This is a genomic window from Zhengella mangrovi (assembly GCF_002727065.1).
Taxonomy (GTDB): domain Bacteria; phylum Pseudomonadota; class Alphaproteobacteria; order Rhizobiales; family Rhizobiaceae; genus Zhengella; species Zhengella mangrovi.
The window spans coordinates 715,234-738,545 of record NZ_PDVP01000001.1 but is presented as its reverse complement, the minus strand read 5'-3'; the positions used below and the strand labels follow the sequence as shown (position 1 = coordinate 738,545).

General features: G+C 66.2%; 25 protein-coding genes. 17 read left to right on the top strand and 8 right to left on the bottom strand.

The genetic code is table 11. The annotated features are described in order from the left end of the window. Positions 1 to 11 precede the first annotated feature (11 nt). The 6 genes from CSC94_RS03645 to CSC94_RS03620 all read right to left on the bottom strand — a co-directional run bounded on the left by CSC94_RS03645 (position 12) and on the right by CSC94_RS03620 (position 4,600). The gene (locus tag CSC94_RS03645; protein ID WP_245408239.1) at positions 12 to 707 is read right to left on the bottom strand and encodes a CpaD family pilus assembly protein; all 696 of its coding nucleotides are present in this window, start codon (positions 705 to 707) and stop codon (positions 12 to 14) included. A gap of 32 nt (positions 708 to 739) precedes the next feature. Beyond that, positions 740 to 2,281, bottom strand: coding sequence for a type II and III secretion system protein family protein (locus CSC94_RS03640; RefSeq protein ID WP_099303787.1), 1,542 nt, complete (start codon positions 2,279 to 2,281; stop codon positions 740 to 742). After that, entirely contained in the window at positions 2,278 to 3,096 is an 819-nt protein-coding gene (cpaB, locus tag CSC94_RS03635) for a Flp pilus assembly protein CpaB (RefSeq protein ID WP_099303785.1), read from the bottom strand. Before cpaB ends, CSC94_RS03640 begins: the two co-directional genes overlap by 4 nt. A gap of 204 nt (positions 3,097 to 3,300) precedes the next feature. Then, a complete protein-coding gene (locus CSC94_RS03630) occupies positions 3,301 to 3,822 on the bottom strand; it encodes an A24 family peptidase (RefSeq protein ID WP_099303783.1) in 522 nt (173 codons plus the stop codon). 199 nt (positions 3,823 to 4,021) lie between these two features. Then, positions 4,022 to 4,186 (bottom strand): Flp family type IVb pilin, encoded by a 165-nt coding sequence (locus CSC94_RS03625; RefSeq protein ID WP_099303781.1) that lies wholly within the window; start codon positions 4,184 to 4,186, stop codon positions 4,022 to 4,024. A 249-nt stretch (positions 4,187 to 4,435) separates the two neighbouring features. Beyond that, on the bottom strand, positions 4,436 to 4,600 hold the full coding sequence (locus CSC94_RS03620; RefSeq protein ID WP_099303779.1) for a Flp family type IVb pilin: 165 nt from the start codon (positions 4,598 to 4,600) through the stop codon (positions 4,436 to 4,438). A 370-nt stretch (positions 4,601 to 4,970) separates the two neighbouring features. On the opposite strand from CSC94_RS03620, the gene CSC94_RS03615 reads away from it, so the two are divergent. The 3 genes from CSC94_RS03615 to CSC94_RS03605 all read left to right on the top strand — a co-directional run bounded on the left by CSC94_RS03615 (position 4,971) and on the right by CSC94_RS03605 (position 6,794). Further along, the gene (locus tag CSC94_RS03615) at positions 4,971 to 5,399 is read left to right on the top strand and encodes a pilus assembly protein N-terminal domain-containing protein (RefSeq protein ID WP_425356497.1); all 429 of its coding nucleotides are present in this window, start codon (positions 4,971 to 4,973) and stop codon (positions 5,397 to 5,399) included. 140 nt (positions 5,400 to 5,539) lie between these two features. Then, positions 5,540 to 6,130, top strand: coding sequence for a TadE/TadG family type IV pilus assembly protein (locus tag CSC94_RS03610; protein ID WP_099303777.1), 591 nt, complete (start codon positions 5,540 to 5,542; stop codon positions 6,128 to 6,130). Between the two features lie 40 nt (positions 6,131 to 6,170). Beyond that, the gene (locus CSC94_RS03605; RefSeq protein ID WP_099304026.1) at positions 6,171 to 6,794 is read left to right on the top strand and encodes a TadE/TadG family type IV pilus assembly protein; all 624 of its coding nucleotides are present in this window, start codon (positions 6,171 to 6,173) and stop codon (positions 6,792 to 6,794) included. A gap of 37 nt (positions 6,795 to 6,831) precedes the next feature. On the opposite strand, the gene CSC94_RS03600 is transcribed toward CSC94_RS03605, so the two are convergent. Then, complete coding sequence (locus CSC94_RS03600) at positions 6,832 to 7,734, bottom strand: phosphate/phosphite/phosphonate ABC transporter substrate-binding protein (RefSeq protein WP_099303775.1); 903 nt, start codon at positions 7,732 to 7,734, stop codon at positions 6,832 to 6,834. A gap of 126 nt (positions 7,735 to 7,860) precedes the next feature. Between CSC94_RS03600 and CSC94_RS03595 the strand changes: the two genes are divergently transcribed. The 10 genes from CSC94_RS03595 (at position 7,861) to CSC94_RS03550 (ending at position 18,693) form a co-directional block, all read left to right on the top strand. Continuing rightward, positions 7,861 to 9,099: a phosphopentomutase gene (locus CSC94_RS03595; protein ID WP_099303773.1), complete on the top strand. Its 1,239-nt coding sequence runs from the start codon at positions 7,861 to 7,863 to the stop codon at positions 9,097 to 9,099. Continuing rightward, positions 9,092 to 9,985: a bifunctional DNA-formamidopyrimidine glycosylase/DNA-(apurinic or apyrimidinic site) lyase gene (gene mutM, locus CSC94_RS03590; protein ID WP_099303771.1), complete on the top strand. Its 894-nt coding sequence runs from the start codon at positions 9,092 to 9,094 to the stop codon at positions 9,983 to 9,985. Before CSC94_RS03595 ends, mutM begins: the two co-directional genes overlap by 8 nt. A 40-nt stretch (positions 9,986 to 10,025) precedes the next feature. Beyond that, positions 10,026 to 10,799 (top strand): enoyl-CoA hydratase, encoded by a 774-nt coding sequence (locus CSC94_RS03585; protein ID WP_099303769.1) that lies wholly within the window; start codon positions 10,026 to 10,028, stop codon positions 10,797 to 10,799. A 168-nt stretch (positions 10,800 to 10,967) separates the two neighbouring features. Beyond that, entirely contained in the window at positions 10,968 to 11,231 is a 264-nt protein-coding gene (gene rpsT, locus CSC94_RS03580; RefSeq protein ID WP_099303767.1) for a 30S ribosomal protein S20, read from the top strand. A 916-nt stretch (positions 11,232 to 12,147) separates the two neighbouring features. Then, the gene (gene dnaA, locus CSC94_RS03575; RefSeq protein WP_245408238.1) at positions 12,148 to 13,611 is read left to right on the top strand and encodes a chromosomal replication initiator protein DnaA; all 1,464 of its coding nucleotides are present in this window, start codon (positions 12,148 to 12,150) and stop codon (positions 13,609 to 13,611) included. Positions 13,612 to 13,936: 325 nt separating this feature from the next. Continuing rightward, the gene (gene dnaN / locus CSC94_RS03570; protein WP_099303763.1) at positions 13,937 to 15,055 is read left to right on the top strand and encodes a DNA polymerase III subunit beta; all 1,119 of its coding nucleotides are present in this window, start codon (positions 13,937 to 13,939) and stop codon (positions 15,053 to 15,055) included. 17 nt (positions 15,056 to 15,072) lie between these two features. Further along, positions 15,073 to 16,242 (top strand): DNA replication/repair protein RecF, encoded by a 1,170-nt coding sequence (gene recF / locus CSC94_RS03565; protein ID WP_099303761.1) that lies wholly within the window; start codon positions 15,073 to 15,075, stop codon positions 16,240 to 16,242. Positions 16,243 to 16,260: 18 nt separating this feature from the next. Further along, on the top strand, positions 16,261 to 17,022 hold the full coding sequence (locus CSC94_RS03560) for a molybdopterin-synthase adenylyltransferase MoeB (RefSeq protein ID WP_099303759.1): 762 nt from the start codon (positions 16,261 to 16,263) through the stop codon (positions 17,020 to 17,022). Between the two features lies 1 nt (position 17,023). Further along, positions 17,024 to 18,286 (top strand): aconitase X, encoded by a 1,263-nt coding sequence (locus CSC94_RS03555; RefSeq protein ID WP_099303757.1) that lies wholly within the window; start codon positions 17,024 to 17,026, stop codon positions 18,284 to 18,286. Continuing rightward, a complete protein-coding gene (locus tag CSC94_RS03550; RefSeq protein WP_099303755.1) occupies positions 18,277 to 18,693 on the top strand; it encodes an aconitase X swivel domain-containing protein in 417 nt (138 codons plus the stop codon). The genes CSC94_RS03555 and CSC94_RS03550 overlap by 10 nt, the downstream gene beginning before the upstream one ends. A gap of 5 nt (positions 18,694 to 18,698) precedes the next feature. Here the strand turns inward: CSC94_RS03550 and CSC94_RS03545 are convergent, their stop codons facing one another. Next, positions 18,699 to 19,700: a 2-hydroxyacid dehydrogenase gene (locus CSC94_RS03545; RefSeq protein WP_099303753.1), complete on the bottom strand. Its 1,002-nt coding sequence runs from the start codon at positions 19,698 to 19,700 to the stop codon at positions 18,699 to 18,701. Between the two features lie 199 nt (positions 19,701 to 19,899). Here CSC94_RS03545 and CSC94_RS03540 point away from each other — a divergent pair, with 199 nt between their 5' ends. From CSC94_RS03540 to fabI, 4 genes are all read left to right on the top strand, one after another. After that, positions 19,900 to 20,445, top strand: a complete 546-nt coding sequence (locus CSC94_RS03540) for an SH3 domain-containing protein (RefSeq protein ID WP_099303751.1) — start codon at positions 19,900 to 19,902, stop codon at positions 20,443 to 20,445. Positions 20,446 to 20,659: 214 nt separating this feature from the next. After that, positions 20,660 to 21,178, top strand: coding sequence for a 3-hydroxyacyl-[acyl-carrier-protein] dehydratase FabA (gene fabA, locus CSC94_RS03535; protein WP_099303749.1), 519 nt, complete (start codon positions 20,660 to 20,662; stop codon positions 21,176 to 21,178). A gap of 31 nt (positions 21,179 to 21,209) precedes the next feature. Beyond that, on the top strand, positions 21,210 to 22,427 hold the full coding sequence (gene fabB, locus CSC94_RS03530; RefSeq protein ID WP_099303747.1) for a beta-ketoacyl-ACP synthase I: 1,218 nt from the start codon (positions 21,210 to 21,212) through the stop codon (positions 22,425 to 22,427). 10 nt (positions 22,428 to 22,437) lie between these two features. Then, positions 22,438 to 23,250 (top strand): enoyl-ACP reductase FabI, encoded by an 813-nt coding sequence (gene fabI / locus CSC94_RS03525; protein WP_099303745.1) that lies wholly within the window; start codon positions 22,438 to 22,440, stop codon positions 23,248 to 23,250. Positions 23,251 to 23,312: the final 62 nt, after the last annotated feature.

Sequence of the window (23,312 nt, the reverse complement as noted above, 5' to 3'; positions counted from 1 at the left end):
CCGTTCATGGCTCAGTAGCTGATGTTGGCCTGGAAACCGGACTTTCCGGTCTCGTACTTGCCGATGACGTCCGCGCGCCGGGTCCCGTCGATCTCGCCTTCAGGACGCGGTCCGAGCAGGTCGGCCGGATTGGCGACCTGGGCGGCCAGGTTGTTCTGGTAGGAACAGCCGAAGTTCTCGTAGTTCCGGTTTTCCGTCGATTCCGACAGGTTGTCGGGCCAGCGGCCGCACTTGTCGGTGGATGCCATGAGCCGCGTGTAGGAGATGCGGATCGGCGCGGAATAGCCGTCGCTGCCACCCTCGTAGGAGTAGGTGTTGATGCGGCCGGCCGGAACGCCGTGGCGGGTCATCAGGTTGACGATGTCGCCGGCAACCCGGCTGGCACCGACCGCGTTGGGCGAGCCCACGGGGACGATGATCCGGACCTCGGAGCCGTTGCTGCGCTCGTAGCCGGCCATGAAGCCGCGGATCGCGTCTCCCTGGGCCTTCGAGAGCGCCTTGGCATCCTGTGCCACGGGAACGTCGTAGACCGCTTCCCGCTCGGCGATGGTGATCGGATGATTGGTGCGATAATCCTGCGGCACCGAGCCGACGATCACGTGATCCCGCTTCATGGAGGCACAGCCGCCCAGGGCCGTGGCCGCCGCCAGGACAAGAACCGGAAGGACGGTCCGGACCGCACCACGCTTGGCTGCGCTTCTTTTCATGTTCGCTTCGGACATGACACTCGTACCCCCGATCACTTGTAGATGTAGCCGACCACGCCGTGATAGCGGCCGTTCGGACGGTTGGTTTTCATGGTTCCGTAGACGCGGTTGACGCGGCCAAGGAAGATGCCGGCGCCATCGCTGGCGGGATTGAAATTGTCGTCCGGCTTGGCGAGCGCGTTGCGCGCGACCGGCCGGGTCAGGTACGGCGTGACAAGGACGACCAGTTCGGTCTCGTTGCGTTCGAAGGAGCGGCTGCGGAACAAGGTTCCGAGCACCGGCAGCTTCATCAGGCCGGGCATGCCGTTGATGTTCTGGCGAACATCGTCCTGGATGAGGCCGGCGATCATCATCGATCCGCCGGACGGGAGCTCGACCGTGGTGTCGGCGAGGCGCTTGCGGATGGAGATGATGTTCGTCTCCGCCATGGCCACCGACCCCTGGGTCGTCGGCTCCGAAACCGTGGTGCGGATCTTCAGGCTGATGCGGCCGGGCGACAGGACCACGGGCAGGAATTCAAGCCCGATGCCGTATTCCACCTTGGAGAGGGTATAGGTGACCCCGGTGTCGCTGCTGTCACGCCCGGTGACCATGTTGAACTCGCCGCCGACACGGAACTGCGCCTGCTCGCCGGACACCGCCGTCAGGGTCGGTTCCGCCAGCGTCTTCATGACACCGGTCTGTTCCATGGCGTTGAGATAGCTCTGCAGCGTGACCGAACCGATGTTGGCGGCCAGCATGCTGGAGTTGTTGGTCAGCGGCTTGCCGAGGCCGGAGAAGCTGTCGGCGATGGAGTTGAATGAAATGCCATCCGACGAGGTGCCGTTGGCGATCGCCTTCATTCCGAGCTGTTTCATCACCGTGCGGCTGATCTCGGCGACGGTGACCTTCAGCGTCACCTGGTCCTCGCCGACGATCTTCAGCAGGTTGACGATCTTGGACGACCGGCGTGCCGTATCCGGGTTCGAGATGGCAACGTCGGCGCCGCCGCCGTTGGATGCCTGGCCCGTGGCGGTCTGGGCATACTGGCCCGTCGTCGCTTCACCGCCGGAGACGAAGATCTCGGCCAGCTGCTGGGCCCGCTGGGCATCGAGCGGCGTGGCGACCTCGCCGGTCAGCACGACGTTGTCGTTGATCAGCTCGACCTTGATGTTGGAGTCCGGCAGGAATTTCTCGAGGTAATCCTCCAGCCCGGTGACGTCACGCTCGATGCTGAGGTCGAGCGAGGCGATCTGCTCTCCATTGGCGCCGAAGACGAAGATGTTGGTTTCGCCGACCTGCTTGCCGAACAGGTAGATCCGGCGCGCGGTCCGCGTGACGGCGTCGGCAACGGACGGGTTGGCGACCAGGATGTCGTAGGCATCGGCCGGAAGGTCGATGACCAGGGACTTGTTCAATCCGAGCTTGACACGCTGGACGGCCGTGGAGGCCGAGACGCGCGCATTCGCCGCCTCGGCAGCCTGCTGAACCGCGACGGGCGTCAGCGCGGTGGCCGCCATGGCCAGGGCCAGGGAGGCAAGCAGGCCTGCCCGGGACGCGAACCGGATGTGAGGGATACGGAAATTGCTGGTCATTTCTTGGTCGCCTCTTCGGAAAGTTCGCCGCCCTTGATCATCCGGATGGACCCGCTGCGGTCACCGTCGGAGGACACGAGGTAGTTTGCGCTGTCGGTGACGGGCTCGTCGGCATCCTCGACCGATCGCAGGGCCAGCGTGAGCCGGTCCGCCATCTGCTGGGCCACGGTGATGATCTCGGCCTGCTGCGGGGTCAGCTCGAGGGTTGCCGTCTCGCCGACCTTGACCTTGCGGCCTTCCTCGTCCTCCTGGATCGTCTGGTCGATCGCCAGGACGCGGATGTTTTTCAGGATCGTTTCCGTCTTGAAGCCCTCGTTGCCGTTCTGGGTGGAGCGGCGGGTCATGATGACGTCGACGAAGTCATTGGGAAGGATGAAGCCGCCGGCGGAGGTGTCCGCCGAGATCTGCGTCGCGATGGCGCGCTTGCCTGCCGGCAGGATCGAAGACATGAAGCTCTTGCCGAAGCCGACGAGACGCGTCTTGCGAAGCGGTTCGCCCGCCGACACGGCGGAGCGCACGACCACGCCCTTCAGCTTCTCGATCGCGTCAGGCTCGACGTCGCGGGTGATGTACTCGGGGTTCAGCGCATCGACCGGCCATTCCTGCCAGCGCAGCTGGCCCTCAAGGGCGGAACCGATCGGCGTATCCTGGGTGACGACCAGGACATCGGTAAGCTCGATGGCGGGCGCGGCCGGTGCCGGCATGGCAACGGTCTGCTCCGGCGGAGGGGCCGACGCCATCTTCTTGGCAATCATGCCCGCACCGCCCGCCGCGGCCACGGCAACACCCAGAACTATGAGCTGGGAGGTTTTCATTTGGCTGCACCCCTTCACCAGTGAATCCATTACTTGCCGGGAAGAGTGCACGCCCAATCGTCAAATTATGGTTAACAGGACGCTTAACGGGATGATTAATACCCGGTTACCGTGCAACGAACGATTGGCCTGTACTTAAGTAAAATACGAAAAAAGCCGGGCTTGCGGCCCGGCCTGTTCGATCCGATCCGGATGATGCCCCTGTCAGCCGCCGATGATGGAGGCCAGGGCCCAGGCACCGAGCGTGCTTTCCGGGAAGACGGCAAGGCCCGCCACGCCAAGGGCGATGCCGTAGGGGATGCCTTCCTTGGGGTCGGCAATCCGGCGCAGGAAATCGACACGGCCGGCGAAGACCGCCACCGACGAGCTGCGCAGCATCAGGATGGCCAGGGTCAGCATCCCGCCGAGGAAGGCGGCGTAGAGAAGGTAGTTGGCGGTCTGCATCGTGAAGCCGAACCACAGCACGGTCCCGGTCAGGAGCTTGGCATCGCCACCGCCCATCTGGCCGAGGGCGAAAAGGACGTAGGTGATGGCGAGAACCAGGGCGGCGAGCAGGAAGTGCAGGCCGAAGTCGGTCCAGGGCATGCCGGTCAGCGGCGCGATGACGGCGAACCCGGCGATGAGCAGCAGCGTGACCCGGTTGGCGATGGTCATCGACAGCATGTCGGAGATGGCCGCAAAGACCATGCAGAAGGGAAAGATCACAAGGATTGCAGCTTCCAGCATCGGCTCGCCCCTCGGTTCGTTGGCGTTTTCACTTGCATACCGTTCTATCCAACCCGCCTTAAACAATGATGAAACGGGCCCGGGCGCAAAGGCAAAAATCGATGCCGGCCGCCGGGAAGAACAAAAGGGCCGCCCCATGGGGACGGCCCTTCGCATGTCTCTTGGAATACCTGCCGCGCTTGCGAGCGGCGTCCAGGTATCAGCCGCCCAGCTTGGTGTTGATCGAAGAGAACTTCGTGTTCAGGCTGGAGCCGATGTTGCCGACGGTGGCCATGATGGCAACCGAGATCAGGGCAGCGATCAGGCCGTATTCGATGGCCGTGGCGCCGGATTCGTCCTTCATGAAAGCAACAAACTTGGTCATGACAATACTCCTTCGTTGATGTCGTCGTTGACAGCCGTTCCGTGAGTCTTCTGCGCTCATCGGATGGAGGCACTCTACGGAGAACCTCTTGCGGTCCGGTTAGGAAAGTCGGTTTCCAAAACATGAACGGCGAGAAAAGTGGCGGCGCCGGGCGCCGGGAGACGGCGCAACGAAAAGGGCCGCCCCGGAGGGACGGCCCTTCACATGCTTCACGGTATACCCGTCGCGCTTCAGAGCAGCGACCTGGTATCAGCCGCCCAGCTTGGTGTTGATCGAAGAGAACTTCGTGTTGAGGCTGGAACCGATGTTGCCGACGGTGGCCATGATGGCGACCGAGATCAGGGCAGCGATCAGGCCGTATTCGATGGCCGTGGCACCGGATTCATCCTTCATGAAAGCAACGAACTTGGACATGGTAGAGCTCCTTTGTTTATGTCTTAGTTGACAGCCGATCCGTGAGTTCTTTTTCGCTCATCGGATGAAGGCACTCTACGGGGAACCTCTTGCGGTTCAGTTAGGAAACGCGGTTTCCAAATCGTGAACGGATTTCAGCCTGCACCATGGTTAAGGACCGCTGACAGAAACCCGCCGGCAGCGCCTGGCCGCGACAGCAAACCCTGAAGCAGGAATCGCGCGCGTAAGGCCGCGTTGGTGTGCCGACCGGCGCAGCGGCCGGAAAGACAGGACATCCGGGGCGAGCTGCCAGGCGCACTTAACCGCGGGTTTACCATTCTGCGGCAATCTCGCACCAAGTTCGTTTTCAATCGCAGCGGGAGTTCCTGCCATGATCCGTCGCCTTTCCATCGCCGCAGCCCTGTCCGCCGGTATCGGCCTCATGACCGCGGGTGCAGCCGTGGCCGGCGACCCCGCCGGCATCGAGGTCTCGATGAACCAGGCCAAGATCATCAAGCTTGCCCGGGCCGCCGACACGGTGGTCGTCGGCGAACCGAAGATCGCGGACGTCACGGTGAAGGACTCTTCCACCATCGTGCTGACCGGCAAGGGGTTTGGCGTGACCAACCTCGTCATCCTCGACAAGGAGGGCGCTCCCATCGTCGACGAACAGGTCTTTGTCCGCCGCTCGCACGTCAAGTCGGTGCGCGTCTACCGCCGGTCCCAGGTGCAGACGATGTCCTGCACGCCCTATTGCGAGGCCGAGTTCCGCAACGAGGCGGTTGCCGCGTCGGAAGCGGCCATGGCGGCCTCGAACTGACCGCCGGTTTTCACCGCCGCAACGACATGGTTAAGCCCGGGTTACGCCGGGCTTTCATTTTTTGACCAATCCCAAAACCGGATTTCAACCTATCTCGCGTAGCTTGTGGACATACCGACTTTTTCTCGGAAGGCATGACCATGGGCAAGAACACCAACATCGCACATTCGGCGGGGAATGAAAGCGATGACGGCAAGACCCGCCGACACGGACTTTTGCGCCGCTTCGTCCGCAACACGAAGGGCGCGACGGCCATCGAATTCGCGGGCCTCGCCATTCCCTTCTGCCTGCTCGTCTTCGCCATCCTGGAAAGCAGCATCTCGTTTGCCGCCCAGCAGGTGATGGCAAACGCCGGCGATAGCGTCGCACGCGAACTGCGGACCGGGCAGATCAAGCCGAGCAGCATCAACGAAGCCGCCCTGAAGAAGATGATCTGCGACAAGCTCGACGTGATCGTCGCCGACGGCTGCCCCGGGCTGGAAGTCGACCTGCGGGAATTCCCGACCTTCGACGCCGCCTCCAAGGTGCGCATCAAGCTGACCGCCGACAAGGACATCGACACGAGCGATTTCGACGTCAACCCGGGCGGCGCGCTGACCATCAACATGCTGCGCGTCTTTTACCGCTGGCCGGTGATGACCGACCTGATGCGCTCGTCCATGTCGAACCTGAAGGACGGCAAGACGATGCTGTTCTCGACGATCACCTGGCGCAACGAGCCCTACAGCTGAGCGTGAGGACAACAACATGAACGGGCACAAGGGGATTGTGATGGAAACGCCAGTCGAAAAAGGCCGGGCCGGGTGGATGCGGCGCATCGCCCGCTTCCACCGCGACAACAAGGGCGTGGCCGCCGTCGAGTTCGCGCTGATCGCGCCGATCCTGATCATCATGTATTTCATGACGCTGGAAGTCGGCCTGGGCATCGAGGCCAACAAGAAGATCGGCCGCACCGCCTCCATCGTCGCCGACCTCGTGACGCAGAACCAGAGCGTGACGAAGACCGACCTGGACGCGATGATGCGCATCGGCGAAGGGACGCTGCAGCCGTACAACCGCTCGGAACCGACGATCCGGATCACGGCCATCCAGTTCGACGACAAGACGCCGCCGGTCGGGCGCGTCGTCTGGTCGCGCCAGGCCACCGGTTCGACGGCAGCGGCCTACCTGGCGAAGGACACGGACGTGACCAGCAAGGTGCCGGACAAGCTCCGCATCCAGGACACCTTCCTCATCCGGGTCGAAACCTATCTCAACTACAAGCCGGTGGTGGCCTGGACGGCCGACCAGAAGGCGGCGCTCGGGCTGACCTCGGCCTTCGACAACATCGAGATGAGCGAAGTCTACCACCTGCGTCCGCGCATGAGCGCCACCATTCCCTGCGGCAACTGCTGACCGCGGCGCCAGGTACACGAACGAGACGGCCCGCCGGTCAACCGCCGGCGGGTTTTTTCTTTGCCGCCTCCGGCAGGACCCTGTCGAGAACCTCGCCTGCCGTGGCGTAGTCGATCCGCTGCACGGGCTGGAACCCGCCCTGCAGGGTCGGCGAGAGCACGTCGAGGAGTTCGGGCCTCTGCCCGGCCAGCCCGGCCAGGAACGTGCGCAGGATGGCCTTCGCCTCGCCGTTCAGGGAGGTGACGACGGCATGGGGCCCGAAACGCATCACCGGTCCCTTCCACGCGATGGCCACGGACTGCGGATCGATGCCGCGAAGGCTGAGCAGCGCCATGGTGCCGCTGCCGTCGATATCGCCCTGCGGACCGTTGAGGACATAGCCGGCGAGCCCGGTCACGCTGCCATCGGCGAAAGCCGCCAGCGCCTGCTCGGCCGTTTCGAACGTCACCTCGGCGGGGCCGCCCGGCATGCCGGCCACATCGAGGCCTGCTAGCGGTCCGAGCGCGGGCGCATCGGCAACGGCGATCCGGTCCGGGCCGTCGCCCGGATCGTCTGCCGCGCGACGCAGGACCACGGCGCGCAGCCCGGTGGCACCGTCGGCCGCGACCGGCGCGGCTAGCGGCTCGACACAGGCGCAATGGCGGACCGCCGCGACGAAGGCAAGCGCCGAGTAGGCGGCGTAGTCCACCCGCCCCGTCGCCTGGGCATCGATCAGCGCGAGGTAGTCGCGGGCGGCGAAGACATCCACGGGCACGCCAAGGGCGGCCGAGAAGGCGTCACGGATATCGGAGACGCCGGCGATCTCGCGGCTGCCGCCGGGCGCCACGATGCCGATGCGGAAGGTGCCGAGCTCCTTGCGCCAGTCGCTCTCCTGCGCGGCGGCCGCGAAAGGCGCAAGAACGCAGCAGCCGGCCAGCGCAAGTGTGGCGATACGGTTCATTGCGTTCTCCTGCTCGTCGGGGCGATCTCGTCGATGGTGCCTCGATATGGTTTCCGAATTGCCAACGGCGATCGCAGCGCCTATCTCTGACCGGTCAACATCCAGGCATGGAAGCGGAACGAAATCATGGCACGGGCTTTCCTTTTCGTCCTCGATTCGGCCGGGATCGGCGGCGCCGCCGATGCCGCGCGGTTCGGCGACGAGGGGGCGGACACGATCGGGCACATCGCCGAACGCTGCGCCTCCGGCGACGGAGACCGCGCGGACCTTCGCTCCGGGCCGCTCCGCCTGCCGAACATGGTGCGGCTGGGCCTGGGCGCCGCCGCCGCCGTCGCGACCGGGCGGGTGCCGCCCGGGCTGGAAGGCGAGGTCCAGGGCTTCCACGCCGCGGCGCAGGAGATTTCCAGCGGCAAGGACACGCCGTCCGGTCACTGGGAAATGGCCGGGCTGCCGGTCACCTTCGACTGGGGCTATTTCCCGAACACGGACCCGTCGATCCCCGAGGCGCTGCTGGCCCCGGCGGTGGCCGAAGCCGGGCTGCCGGGATGGCTTTGCAACCGCCATTACTCGGGCACCGACGTGATCGACGACTTCGGCCCGGAGCACATCGCCACCGGCAAGCCGATCATCTACACCTCGGCGGATTCGGTCATCCAGATCGCGGCGCATGAAACCCATTTCGGGCTCGACGCGCTCTACCGGCTTTGCGAGATCATGCGCCGGCATGCCGATGCCTGGAAGGTGGGACGGGTGATTGCCCGGCCGTTCACGGGCGAGGCGCCCGGCGCGTTCAAGCGCAATTCGGCCAAGCGGCGCGACTACGCGGTGCCGCCGCACGAGCCGACGCTGCTCGACCGGTTGACGGAAGCCGGCCGCACCGTCTTCGCCGTCGGCAAGATCGGCGACATCTTCGCCCATCGCGGCATTTCCGACCTGCGCAAGGCATCCGGCAACATGGCCATGTTCGACGCGGCGCTGTCGGCCATGGAGGAAGCCCAAGACGGCGACTTCGTCTTCGCCAATTTCGTGGATTTCGATTCCGAGTTCGGCCACCGCCGGGATGTCCCCGGCTACGCTGACGCGCTGGAACAGTTCGACGCGCGGCTGCCCGAGGCTCTTTCCAGGCTGCGCCCGGGCGACATGCTCGTGCTGACGGCCGACCACGGCAACGACCCGACCTGGCGGGGAACCGACCATACCCGGGAACGGGTGCCGGTGATCGGGACCGGGCCCGGCCTGGCGCCGGCGGCGGCCGGGCTGCGGCCGACCTTCGCCGATATCGGCGAGACGATTGCCGCCCATCTCGGCATCGCGCCCGGACGGCATGGAACCTCCTTCTACGACCTGATCCGCGCCGATGCCTGAACTGCCCGAGGTCGAGACGGTGCGGCGCGGGCTGGCGCCGGCCATGGAAGGTGCCCGGATCGTGAAGGCGGAGATCCGCCGGCCCGACCTGCGGTTCCCGTTTCCCGAACGCTTCTCCGCGCACCTAGAGGGCCGGACCATCACCGCGCTGGGGCGCCGGGCGAAATACCTTCTCATCCATCTCGATGACGGCGCCGTGGTCATCAGCCATCTCGGCATGTCCGGCTCCTACCGGATCGAGGCCGGTGTGGCCGGGCAGACGCCGGGCCTGTTCCACCACGCGCGCTCCAAGGACAGCCTGCACGACCACGTGGTGCTGCACCTGGCGGGACCCGACGGGGCCGACACGCAGATCGTCTACAACGACCCGCGCCGGTTCGGCTTCATGCTGCTGACCCGCGAGGCCGACCTGGCCGGCCACCCGGCGCTGGCCGGGCTGGGGCTGGAGCCGACGGGCAACGCCCTTGACGGCGCCGTGCTGGCGCAGCTCTTCGCCGGCAGGCGCACGCCGCTCAAGGCGGCCCTGCTCGACCAGCGGCTGATTGCCGGTCTCGGCAATATCTACGTCTGCGAGGCGCTGTGGCGGGCGCGTCTTTCGCCGCTGCGGGCCGCCGGAACGCTGGCCACCAAGGCCGGCGGGGAGACCGTACGCTCGAAACGGCTGGCGGAGGCCGTTCGCGCGGTCATCGGCGAGGCCATCGCCGCGGGCGGCTCGTCGCTGCGCGACTACATGCACGCGGACGGAACGCTCGGCTATTTCCAGCACTCCTTTTCTGTCTACGACCGCGAGGGCGAAGCCTGCCCGGCACCGGGCTGCCGCCACGCGGTGCAACGAATTGTCCAGTCGGGGCGCTCGACATTCTATTGCCCGGGCTGCCAACGCTGACTACCTTGACCCGGAAACCAGTCCCAGCGAGGGGAAATCCATGGCCTATGAAACGATCCTGACCGACACGCGCGGACGCGTGGGCATCATCACGCTCAACCGCCCGAAGGCGCTCAACGCGCTCAACCTGACCGTCATGGACGAGGTGTGCGGCGCGCTCGCGGCCTTCGACGCGGACGACAAGATCGGCTGCATCGTCATCACCGGCTCCGACAAGGCCTTCGCCGCCGGGGCCGACATCAAGCAGATGCAGCCGCTTTCCTACCAGGACACCTATGCCCAGGATCTGTTCGCCGGCTGGGACGCGGCAACGCGGACGCGCAAGCCGGTCATCGCAGCGGTGGCGGGCTATGCGCTGGGCGGCGGCTGCGAACTGGCGATGATGTGCGATTTCATCATCGCCGCCGACAATGCCCGCTTCGGCCAGCCGGAAATCACGCTGGCGGTGATCCCCGGCATGGGCGGATCGCAGCGCCTGACGCGCCTCGTCGGCAAGTCCAAGGCGATGGACATGTGCCTGACCGGGCGGATGATGGATGCCGATGAGGCAGAGCGGTCCGGCCTGGCCTCGCGCGTCGTGCCGCTGGCCGACCTGATGGACACCGCCATGGAAGCGGCGGAGAAGATCGCCTCGTTCTCGCTGCCGGCCGTGATGATGGCCAAGGAAGCGGTCAACCGGGCGCTGGAGACCACGCTGACAGAGGGCCTGCGCTTCGAGCGGCGGCTGTTCCACTCGACCTTCGCCTTCGAGGACCAGAAGGAAGGGATGAGCGCGTTCACCGAAAAGCGCAAACCGAATTTCAAGCACCGCTGACGCTTCGGCAGCAAAGCGCGGTTTGGGCGCGCGAAAGCGTTGACGCGGGAGGAAAGCTGCACTATAAGCCCTCAACAACCGCGGCGGCCATCTGGCCGCCCGTCATGTTTTCGCGTCTCGATGGCCGCAAGCCAGGACGCCCCAAGCTGAGACGAAAAGAGAGGCACCATGGCCAACACTCCTTCGGCCAAGAAGGCTACGCGCAAGATCGCCGCGCGCACTGCAGTGAACAAGACCCGCCGTTCGCGCGTCCGCACCTTCATCCGCAAGATCGAGGAAGCGATCGCTTCGGGCAACAAGGACGAGGCGCAGACCGCTTTCAGGGCGGTGCAGCCGGAACTGATGCGCGCCGCCTCGAAGGGCGTCATGCACAAGAACACGGCCTCGCGGAAAGTGTCCCGCCTGGCCTCGCGCGTGAAGGCCCTCGGCTGAGCCGACCGCCTTCCCCAGCGTTACATTCGGACGACCCGATCCGCGGCTTCCAGCCGCGGATTTTTTTTGCGCCTGCGGCAAGTGGCTAACATTGTTTTCCTTTTGCCGGCGCAGGACGGGAAAGGCCATGGCCGAGTCCGTGGCGGCAATCCGGCGCCATCTTTTTCGTGACACGGAATATCTTTATTTATCAATGTCTTGCTGGAGGTTTTTCCACAGCACATCCCCAATCCGGACCAGCAAAATCGGAACCGGACGAGTCAAGCGGATTCTTTTAAAAAATTTCTTTGCCGCCACCAGAAAACGGTCGCGCGGATAAACGATATGAATCCAAACGATTTATCCGGACGGGTCGATTCCGGCGCTGCGAGTCAAGTGGTCCCGAAGACCAGATTCGTTAAAAATTGGTAAGCGGGCGACTTGCCCTTTCCACAGTGTTTTTTGTAATCTCCAGACATCGAGAGGGACGGGCCGCCACGGCCTGAAGCACCGGAAAAAAAGAAGGGTTTTGAGCTCGGGTCAAGTGCCCGGGACGGGTGTTGTGTGTCTCTCGATATTGGTCAGCCTGGCTGACCTGTTGGGCTTGAGGTTTCCGTTTCCGGGGCTTCCGGTCCAGCCTTTTTGTCTTCACCGGCACTGCCGGTCGGGTGGGGCGACCTGCAGGCAAAGGGGCTTCAAGATAGTCGTCAAGGGTGCCGGATTGTGAAATCACCGGTTTCACAAAACGGTCGTTCCTTGGCCAAATTTGGGGGGCGGTCCTGCAACGGGCCTTCCCGGGTAAGCAGACTTCGGTGATGCGGGCGTAGCGGCGGCGATCCGGAGCGGGAAAAAGGAACGAGGAAACATGCAGGGTGCCATGCAGACTGCAGTGGCCGGGCAGTGCAATACTGTCTGCCCGGATGCGAGGAACGAGGGGATGACGAAGAAGGGAGCGAACGCGGAAGCGTCTTTCGAACGGGTGCGCGCACAGCTGAAGGCTCAGCTGGGCGGCGAAGTCTACCAGAGCTGGTTCGGACGGATGAAACTGGTCGAGGCCTCACGGTCCGTGGTGCGGCTCTCGGTGCCGACCGCGTTCCTGCGGTCCTGGATCAACGGACATTACATCGATCTCATGACGCAGCTCTGGCAGGCGGAAGATCCCGACATCCTGCGCGTCGAGCTGGTCGTCCGCTCGGCGACGCGGGCAAGGAAACCCGACCTGGCGGCCGACACGCCGGTGAGGCCGGCGACGAAGCCGGCGACCCAGTCCACCGCGACGATCGCCCAGTTTCCGAACCAGGCGCCGCGGACGACACCGCGGATGCGCGGCGAGGAAAGCGGCCGCAACAGCGTGCTGGGGTCACCGCTCGACCCGCGCTACACGTTCAGCACCTTCGTCGAAGGGGCGGCGAACCGGATGGCGCTCGCGGCTGCCCGCACGGTGGCCGAGTCGGGCTCGGGTTCGGTGCGGTTCAACCCGCTGTTCATCCATGCCTCCGTCGGCCTCGGCAAGACGCACCTGCTGCAGGCCATCGCGGCCGAGGCACTGAAGCGGCATGCCCAGGCACGGGTCGTCTACCTGACGGCGGAATATTTCATGTGGCGTTTCGCCACCGCGATCCGCGACAATTCCGCGCTGACGCTGAAGGACCAGTTGCGCGACATCGACCTGCTGATCATCGACGACATGCAGTTCCTGCAGGGCAAGACGATCCAGAACGAGTTCTGCCACCTGATCAACATGCTGCTCGACAGCGCCAAGCAGGTGGTGGTGGCGGCAGACCGCCCGGCCGGCGAACTGGAATCGCTGGAGCCCCGGGTGCGGTCCCGCCTCCTCGGCGGCGTGGCGCTGGAAATGGCCCAGCCCGACTACGACATGCGGCTGACCATGCTGCGCAACAAGCTGGCCGAGGCCAGGGTCGAGGACCAGAGCCTGGAGATCGGCGAGGACATCCTCGACCATGTCGCCCGCACGGTCAGCGGTTCGGGCCGCGAACTGGAAGGGGCCTTCAACCAGCTGCTGTTCCGGCGCTCGTTCGAGCCGCACCTCACCGTGGACCACGTGGAGGACCTGCTGGCGCACATCTACCGCTCGGGCGAGCCGAAGCGGGTGCGCATCGAGGACATCCAGCGTATCGTGGCGCGGCACTATAACGTGTCGAAGACGGAACTGCTGTCCAACCGGCGCACGCGGACGATCGTCAAGCCGCGTCAGGTGGCCATGTACCTGTCCAAGACGATGACACCCCGGTCGCTGCCCGAAATCGGGCGCCGGTTCGGCGGGCGGGACCATACGACGGTGCTGCACGCGGTGCGCAAGATCGAGGACCTGACCACCGGCGACCAGACGCTGGCGCAGGAAATCGAACTGCTCAAGCGGCTCATCAACGAGCAGGCCTGAACCGGGCCGCGGGGACCGCCCCGCAGACCACGAAAAGGGTTCCGCCGACATGCGGCGGGCCTGGCCGGTGGCGCTCCCGATGCGACATCGGCCCATGGCGAGAGGGGGAGCGCGCGCGGGGCTGCGCTCCCCTCTTCGCGCTGTCCGGCCGCAGCAGCACGACAATGCGGTTTGACGTGGATAGGGCGCGTCCGCGGCCCTTTGCGCCCTTGCCTTTGCGACTGTTTTCCTGTTGTTTTGCAGGACTCTTCCGGCCGTCCGGCCGGGGCGGTCCAGTGTTCGTGCCGGACCGGCTCCTGTTTCGATCAGTCCTGCAGGTCTTCCCATGCGCGTCACGCTTGAACGGTCCAACCTCCTTAAGTCGCTGAACCATGTCCATCGCGTGGTCGAACGCCGCAACACGATCCCGATTCTTTCCAACGTGCTGCTCAAGGCCGAAGGCGCGAGCCTGGAGATGAAGGCGACCGACCTCGACCTGGAAGTGACTGAGGCCACGAGCGCCCAGGTGGACCAGGCCGGCGCGACGACCGTGCCCGCCCACCTGCTCTACGACATCGTGCGCAAGCTGCCCGACGGCTCTGAAGTGATGCTGAAGGTGGAGGAGGACGGCGGCTCGATGAGCGTGATCTCCGGCCGTTCGAGCTTCCGCCTGCAATGCCTGCCGCAGGCCGATTTCCCGGAACTGACGGCCGGCTCGTTCAGCCACATCTTCCGCATGGATTCCGACGACCTGAAGGGCCTCATCGAGAAGACGCAGTTCGCGATCTCGACCGAGGAGACGCGCTACTATCTCAACGGCATCTTCTTCCACACGCTGGAAGACGGCGGCCAGCTCAAGCTGCGGGCCGTGGCCACGGACGGACACCGCCTGGCGCGCGCGGAAATGGAAGCGCCGGCCGGGTCGGAAGGCATGCCCGGCATCATCATCCCGCGCAAGACGGTCAGCGAGTTGCAGAAGCTCGTCGACGATCCGGACATCAAGGTGACGGTCGAGCTTTCGGACACCAAGATCCGCTTCACGCTCGGCTCGGTGATCCTGACGTCCAAGCTGATCGACGGCACCTTCCCCGACTACCAGCGTGTCATTCCGACCGGAAACGACAAGGAACTGCTCATCGACCGGCAGAGCTTCGGCCAGGCCGTCGACCGCGTGTCCACCATCTCGTCCGAACGCGGCCGGGCGGTCAAGCTTGCCATCGGCAACGGCCAGGTGGTGCTGACGGTCAACAACCCGGATTCCGGCTCGGCGACCGAGGAAGTGGCCGCCGGCTACGAGGCGGATCCGCTGGAGATCGGCTTCAACGCCAAGTACCTGCTCGACGTCACGTCGCAGATCGGCGGCTCGGAAGCCCGCTTCCTGCTGGCCGACGCCGGTTCGCCGACGCTGATTTCCGATCCCGCCGATCCGGACGCACTCTACGTCCTCATGCCGATGCGCGTGTAACCGGAGCGACGGCGGCCATGAACGATCACGGCGGCGCACCGCCGCGGGTCTGGTTGTCGCGCATCCGGCTGACCGATTTCCGCAATTATGCCGCGCTGTCGCTGCCGCTCGGCGACAGCCACGTGGTGCTGACCGGCGAGAACGGCGCCGGCAAGACAAACCTGCTGGAAGCGGTCTCGCTGCTGTCGCCGGGACGCGGCATGCGGCGCGCGCCCTACGAGACGGTGGCCCGCGAGGGGTCGGCCGGCTTCGCCATCCACGCCGTCATCAACGGGCCGCAGGGCGAGAGCGAGATCGGCACCGGCACGGCGGGGCTTGCGCCGGGCGAAGCCGGGCGGCGCATCCGCATCAACGGCGCGGCGGCACGCTCGGGCGAAGACCTGCTGGAGCACCTGCGCGTCGTCTGGCTGATCCCGGCCATGGACGGTCTGTTTACCGGACCGGCCGGGGACCGGCGGCGCTTTCTCGACCGGATGGTCCTGGCCATCGATCCGGCGCACGGCCGCCGGGCGCTGGATTTCGAAAAGGCGATGCGATCGCGCAACCGGCTGCTGGCCGAAGACCGGCGCGACGATGTCTGGTTCGAGGCCATCGAGGCGCAGATGGCCGAAACGGGAACGGCGATCGCGGCGGCGCGCGGCGAAATGATGCGGCTCCTGAAGGCCATGAACGAACGCCTGCCCGACGACAGCCCGTTTCCCAAGGCCGACCTGGCGCTGACCGGCGAGATGGAAACAGCCTGCGCGACCCGCCCGGCGGTCGAGGTGGAAGAGGACTACCGCCAGGCGCTCAGGACCGGCCGCCCGCGCGACCGGGCGGCAGGCCGCACGCTGGAGGGCCCGCATCGCTCGGACCTCGACGTGCGCCACCGGCCAAAGGACATGCCGGCAGCGCTGTGCTCGACGGGCGAGCAGAAGGCGCTGCTGACCGGCCTGGTCCTGTCGCATGCACGGCTGACCGGCGAGATGACCGGCATGGCGCCCGTGCTGCTGCTCGACGAGATCGCCGCGCACCTGGATGCGGGGCGGCGCGCCGCGCTGTTCGAGATCATCGACGGGCTCAATGCACAGGCGATCATGACCGGCACGGACGCGGCGCTGTTTTCCGCGCTTGCCGGCCGGGCGCAGTTCTTCCGCGTTTCCGGCGGAACGGTGGAACCGGAAAGCCCGCCTGACAGCGGCGCCTGAAAAGGATAGAAACGGCGCATGAACACGACCCTCAGCGACAGCGAACTGGAACGCTATGCCCGCCACATCGTGCTGCCGGAAGTGGGCGGCGCAGGCCAGCAGGCCCTGAAGGCGGCGCGGGTGCTGGTCATCGGCGCAGGCGGGCTCGGCGCGCCGGTGCTGGCCTATCTTGCCGCCGCCGGGGTCGGCACGCTCGGCATTGCCGACGACGACATCGTGGCGCTGTCCAACCTGCAACGGCAGGTTATCCACGGCACCGACGCGGTGGGTTCCGCCAAGGTGGAGAGCGCGGCACAGGCAATTGCCCGGCTCAATCCGCATGTCGCCGTCGAGGCGCACGCGACGCGGCTGGTGCCGGCCAACGCGGCCGATCTCGTCGGCCGCTACGATGTGGTGGTCGACGGGTCGGACAATTTCGCCACGCGGTACCTGGCCGCCGACACCTGCGCGGGGCTGTCGAAGCCGCTGGTGACGGGCGCGGTGGGCCGGTTCGACGGGTCGGTGACGGTTCTGACGCCCTTCGCCCGCTTCCCGGACGGAAGCCGCTGCCCCGGATATCGCGACCTGTTTCCCGAACCGCCGCCCGCCGGCGTTGTGCCGTCCTGCGCCGAGGCCGGCATCCTGGGCGCGCTGACCGGGGTGATCGGCACCCTCCAGGCGATGGAAACCATCAAGGTGATCACCGGCGCCGGCGAGCCGCTCGTCGGCCGCCTGCTGCTCTACGACGCGCTGGCGGCGCGTTTCGAAACGATCCGCTACAAGGCGCGGAAAGGCGACTGACATGGCCGTTCGGCTGAGCGACGAAGAAGAAGCCATTGCCCGCGGCAGGGACGGGGCGGGCGCGGCCATGGCGATGCGGCTGGTGGCGGAGACGGCGCGGCTGATGGGCGCGCCGCACCTGTTGCCGGTCGCCTCGGCGCATATCGACGGGGCGCTCTACCACGGCGATTCCGGCACGCTGTTCGCCGAGAAGCTCGTCGAAGGCGGCGCGCGCGTCGCCGTGCCGTCGACGCTCAACGTCGGCGCGCTGGACCTCACCGGCTGTTCGCGCCAGCAACTGGCCCCGCACGAGCGCGACATGGCGAAGCGCATGATGCAGGCCTACCTGGCGCTCGGCTGCCAGCCGTCCTGGACCTGCGCGCCCTACCAGGCCGGTCACCGGCCGGCAACGGGAAGCGACGTCGCCTGGGGCGAATCCAACGCCGTGGCCTTCTGCAACTCGGTGCTCGGCGCGCGGACCAACCGCTACGGCGATTTTCTCGACATCGCCTGCGCGATTGCCGGCCGGGCACCGGCCTACGGCCTGCACCTGGCTGAGAACCGCCGGGCGCGCTTCGTCTTCGATCTCGGCGACGCGCCTGCCGCCTTCCTCGCTGACCCATCGAGCTGGCCGGTGCTCGGATCGCTCTACGGCCGCCTGGCCGGCGACAGCGTCGGCGTGGTGACCGGTGTCCTCCGCCATCCGGGCGAAGACCAGCTGAAGGCCTTCGCTGCGGCAGCCGCCTCCTCCGGCGCGGTCGGCCTGTTTCACGTGGCCGGCATCACGCCGGAAGCGCCCGACGCGGCGACCGTGCTCGGCGGCCTGGCGCCCGAGGAGACGATCGCGGTGACGGGCGCGATGGTGGCACAGGCGCGCGCCGGCCTTTCCACCGCGACCGGCGACCGGCTGGACGCGGTCGCCATCGGCAGCCCGCACCTGTCGGAAGACGAGTTCCTGGCGCTCGACGCGCTGATCGGGGAGCGCCGTCTGGCCCTGCCCTTCTATGCCTGCACGGGCCGCCACGCGCTCGACGCCCTCGTCCGCCGCGGGCTGAAAGACGGCCTGGAGCGCAAGGGCGTGACCATCGTGGCGGATACCTGCGTGGTCGTCACGCCGATGATGGCCAGGAAGGCGGACGGGGTGCTGATGACCAATTCGGGAAAATTCGCCCATTACGCGCCGGGCAACACGGGCTACGCGACGCTCTACGGCTCGCTGGCCTCCTGCGTGGAAAGCGCGGTCGCGGGACGGCCGGTCTACACGGAGCAGGCAGCATGGACCTGAAGGCGGAAATCCTGTGCGCCGGCGTGCCCGGCCACGGCAAGGGGCTTGTGCTGACCGCGCCGATCAGCTTCTGGGGCGGCGTGGATCCGAAGACGGGACTGATCGCCGATGTCCGCCATCCGCAGCACGGTGTCTGCATCGCCGGGACGGTGCTTTTCCTGCCGGGCACGATCGGCTCGTCCTCGGCCTCGGCGGTGATGATGGAGCTGGTCCATGCCGGCCGGGCGCCCGCGGGCCTGGTCATGCACCAGCCCGATGCCATCCTGCTGCTGGGTTTCCTCACCGCCGCCGAGATGGGCTGGCGGCCGCCCATGGCGGTCCGGCTGGACAAGGCGCATCACGCCCGCTTCGACGGGTGCGAGATCGCGTTGCGCGAGGACGGGACGCTGGAAACGGCGCCGGCCTGAGCCGGTCAGACGCGCGAGGCGAGCACGCGGTCCGGCGGGCGGTGGCCGTCGGCCATGGTGCGGATGTTGATGATGACCTTCTCGCCCATGTCGATGCGGCCCTCGATGGTGGCCGAACCCATGTGCGGCAGAACCACGACCCTGCCGGATTCGGCGAGCCGGACGAAGCGCTTGTTGATGGCCGGTTCATGCTCGAAGACATCGAGGCCGGCACCGGCGAGATGCCCGCTTTCCAGGCAGTCGGCCAGGGCATTGCTGTCGACGATCTCGCCGCGGGCGGTGTTGACCAGGTAGGCGCCCGGCTTCATCAGCTGCAGGCGGCGGGCCGACAGCAGGTGAAAGGTGGCGGGCGTCGACGGGCAATTGACCGAGATGATGTCCATGCGCGCCAGCATCTGGTCGAGGCTGTCCCACCAGGTGGCTTCCAGGTCCTCCTCGATGGCCGGGGCGACGCGGCTGCGGTTGTGGTAGTGGATCGACAGGCCGAAAGCCTTGGCGCGGCGGGCGACGGCGGTGCCGATACGGCCCATGCCGACGATGCCGAGGCGCTTGCCGTGGATGCGGTGGCCGAGCATCCAGGTCGGCGACCAGCCGGCCCAGGTTCCGTCGCCCTTGAGAATGTCGGCACCCTCGACCAGGCGGCGCGGCACGGCGAGCATGAGCGCCATGGTCATGTCGGCGGTGTCCTCGTTGAGGACGTTGGGCGTGTTGGTGACGTAGATCCCGCGCTTCGCGGCCGCGGCAACGTCGATGTTGTCGACGCCGTTGCCGTAGTTGGCGATCAGCTTCAGATTGGCGCCGGCCTGCTCGATGAGGGCCGCGTCCACCCGGTCGGTGATCGTCGGCACCAGCACGTCGGCCTCCTTCATGGCGGCGAGAAGCTGGGGCTGGGTCATCGGCTTGTCGTCGATATTCAGGCGGGTATCAAAGAGCTCGCGCATGCGCGTTTCGACCTGGTCCGGCAGTTTGCGCGTGACAACGACGAGCGGCTTCTTTTTTCCCGACATGGACGACCTCGACTCCCATTCCGTTGAGACCTCTTTAACCAAGAACCGTCACAGTGCAACTGCTCATGGCGTGAAGCCCCTTCCGGGGCGAGGCGGCGCGCCCGGACTGCGCCACCTGTCTAACAAGCGCCGTGACGGATGACAAAGAAATTCGGGTCCGCGGACAGGCCGCGTCCCCGGCAAGCAGGTCTGTATCACGATGCGTCATTTCCTTCTCTGCGGCATGGCCGCGCTCACCGGAATTCTCCTTGCCGCGCCGCTTTCCGCCAGCGCCCATGCCGGCGAGGCCAAGGCCGCGACCCTGGGGCCGAGCGGCCTTCCGCTGCCGCGTTTCGTCTCCATCAAGGCGAGCAAGGTGAACCTGCGAATCGGGCCGGGAACCAACTACCCGGTGGACTGGATGTACGTGCGCCAGGGACTGCCGCTGGAGATCATCCAGGAATATTCGAACTGGCGGCGGGTGCGCGACGCCGACGGCACGGAAGGCTGGATCTCCCAGGCGCTGCTGTCGGGCAAGCGCACGGCGGTCGTCGAGCCGTGGAACGCGGGAAAGACCGCCCTGGCGGACCTGCGCTCCGGCCCGTCCGGTGACGCCGGACGGGTGGCGCGGGTCGAACCGGGCGCGATCGGCACGGTCACCTCGTGCAGTGGCCAGTGGTGCCACGTCGATTTTTCCGGCACCGAGGGCTGGATGGAGCAGGCGCAGCTGTGGGGCGTCTACCCGGGCGAAAAGGTCGACGACTGACGCGGCCCGGACGACGCAACCCGCCTTTCATCGAAATAATTCGCATCAAAATCGCGATATCGGGGCATTCGGGCTTTGATCCCGGGTGCCCTTTCCTGTAATCGCGAACCCTGAGAAATCGACCGTCGCGTTTCTTGCGCGGGCGGCGGTTTTCGCACACGTGGTGTCCGTGCTAGGGGTACGGCACCAAACGGATCAGGGAACGGAACGAACGATGGCCGAACGCAAGAGCGCATACGACTACGAAGACCTTCTCGCCTGCGGGCGCGGCGAACTGTTCGGTCCGGGCAATGCCCAGCTTCCCGCCCCGCCGATGCTGATGTTCGACCGCATCACCGAGGTCTCGGAAGACGGCGGCGTCAACGGCAAGGGCTGCATCCGCGCCGAGCTCGACATCAAGCCGGACCTCTGGTTCTTTCCCTGCCACTTCATCGGCAACGAGATCATGCCGGGCTGCCTCGGGCTGGACGCCATGTGGCAGCTCACCGGTTTCTTCCTCGGCTGGCTCGGCGAGCCGGGCTACGGCATGGCGCTGTCGACCGGCGAAGTGAAGTTCAAGGGCATGGTCACGCCGAAGACGAAGCTCGTCGAGTACGGCGTCGATTTCAAGCGCGTCATGCGCGGCCGGCTGGTGCTCGGCATCGCCGATGGCTGGCTGAAAGCCGATGGCGAGACTATCTATACGGCAACGGACCTGAAGGTCGGTCTGTCCAAGGAAAAAGCCGGCGCATGATGCGACCGGACCTGCCAGGCAAGGAGAACCCATGAGACGAGTGGTCGTAACCGGCATCGGGATCGTGTCATCGATCGGCAACAACCAGGCCGAGGTGACGGAGTCCCTGCGTCAGGCCAAATCGGGGATCACCTTTTCGGAATCCTTCGCTGAACACGGTTTCCGCAGCCAGGTCTGGGGACGGCCGACCATCGACGGCACGGACCTCGTCGACCGGCGGGCGATGCGCTTCCTCGGCCAGGGCGGCATCTGGAACCATATCGCCATGCAGCAGGCGATCGAGGATTCCGGCCTGGAAGAGGGCGACGTCACCAACGAGCGCACGGGCATCGTGATGGGCTCCGGCGGCCCGTCGACCCGCACCATCGTGGAAGCCGCGCTGACGACGGAAAAGAACGGCAGCCCGAAGCGGATCGGCCCCTTTGCCGTGCCGAAGGCGATGAGCTCGACCGCCTCGGCGACGCTGGCGACCTGGTTCAAGATCCACGGCGTCAACTACTCCATCTCCTCGGCCTGCTCGACCTCGGCGCACTGCATCGGCAATGCCGCCGAGCTCATCCAGATGGGCAAGCAGGACGTGATGTTCGCGGGCGGCCACGAGGACCTCGACTGGACCATGTCGAACCTGTTCGACGCGATGGGGGCGATGTCGTCGAAGTACAACGATGCGCCGGCCTCCGCCTCGCGCGCCTACGACGAAGGGCGTGACGGTTTCGTCATCGCCGGCGGCGCGGGCGTGGTGATCCTGGAAGAGCTGGAGCACGCCAAGGCGCGCGGCGCCAGGATCTATGCCGAACTGGTGGGCTACGGCGCCACGTCGGACGGCTACGACATGGTGGCGCCCTCCGGCGAGGGCGCGGTGCGCTGCATGCGCCAGGCCATGGCGACGGTCGACGCCAAGGTCGACTACATCAACACGCACGGCACCTCGACGCCGGTCGGCGACAGCCGCGAGATCGCGGCCATCCGCGAGGTCTTCGGCGAGGACATGCCCTGGATCGGCTCGACGAAGTCGCTCACCGGCCACTCGCTCGGCGGGGCCGGCGCACAGGAAGCGATCTACTCGATCCTGATGATGCAGAACGACTTCATGGCCGAGAGCGCGCACATCCAGACGCTGGACCCGGAATTCGAGGGCGCGCGCATCCTGCGGGCCCGCCAGGACGGCGCCTTCGACGTGGCGCTGTCGAACTCGTTCGGCTTCGGCGGCACGAATGCGACGCTGGTGTTCCAGCGCCATAACGGGTGAGGACCTGCAGATGACTTCGTTGATGGCGGGCAAACGCGGCCTGATCATGGGCGTTGCCAACGATCACTCGATCGCCTGGGGCATCGCCAAGGCCGTGGCCGCGCAGGGCGCCGAACTGGCCTTCACCTACCAGGGCGAATCCTTCGGCAAGCGGGTCAAGCCGCTGGCCGACCAGGTGGGTGCGAAGCACCTGCTGCCCTGCGACGTGGAGGACACGAGCAGCGTCGACGCTGTTTTCGAGACGCTCGGCAACGACTGGGGCTCGCTCGACTTCGTCGTTCACGCCATCGGCTTCTCGGACCGCAACGAGTTGAAGGGGCTCTATGCGGAAACCACCCGCGACAATTTCGTGCGCACGATGGTCATCTCCTGCTTCTCCTTCACCGAGGTTTCCCGCAAGGCCGCGGCGCTGATGCCGAACGGCGGGTCCCTCATCACGCTGACCTATGCGGGATCGACCCGCGTCATGCCCAATTACAACGTGATGGGCGTGGCCAAGGCGGGGCTGGAAGCCTCGGTGCGCTATCTGGCCAACGACTACGGTCCGCGCGGCATCCGCGTCAACGCGATCTCGGCCGGGCCGGTGCGCACGCTGGCCGGCGCCGGCATTTCCGACGCGCGCTACATGTTCTCGTTCCAGCAGCGCAATTCGCCGCTCCGGCGCACCGTTACCCATGACGAGGTCGGCAACTCGGCGCTCTACCTGCTGTCGGACCTTTCGTCCGGCGTGACCGGCGAAATCCACTACGTCGATTCCGGCTACAACATCATTTCCATGCCGTCGATCGACACGTTGAAGAAGCTGGACCAGATTCCCGAATAGTTGCAACCGGTTGCCGTTTGTTAACCGATGTTCTTGGGTCAAGCATTAACACCTTGGGCCGT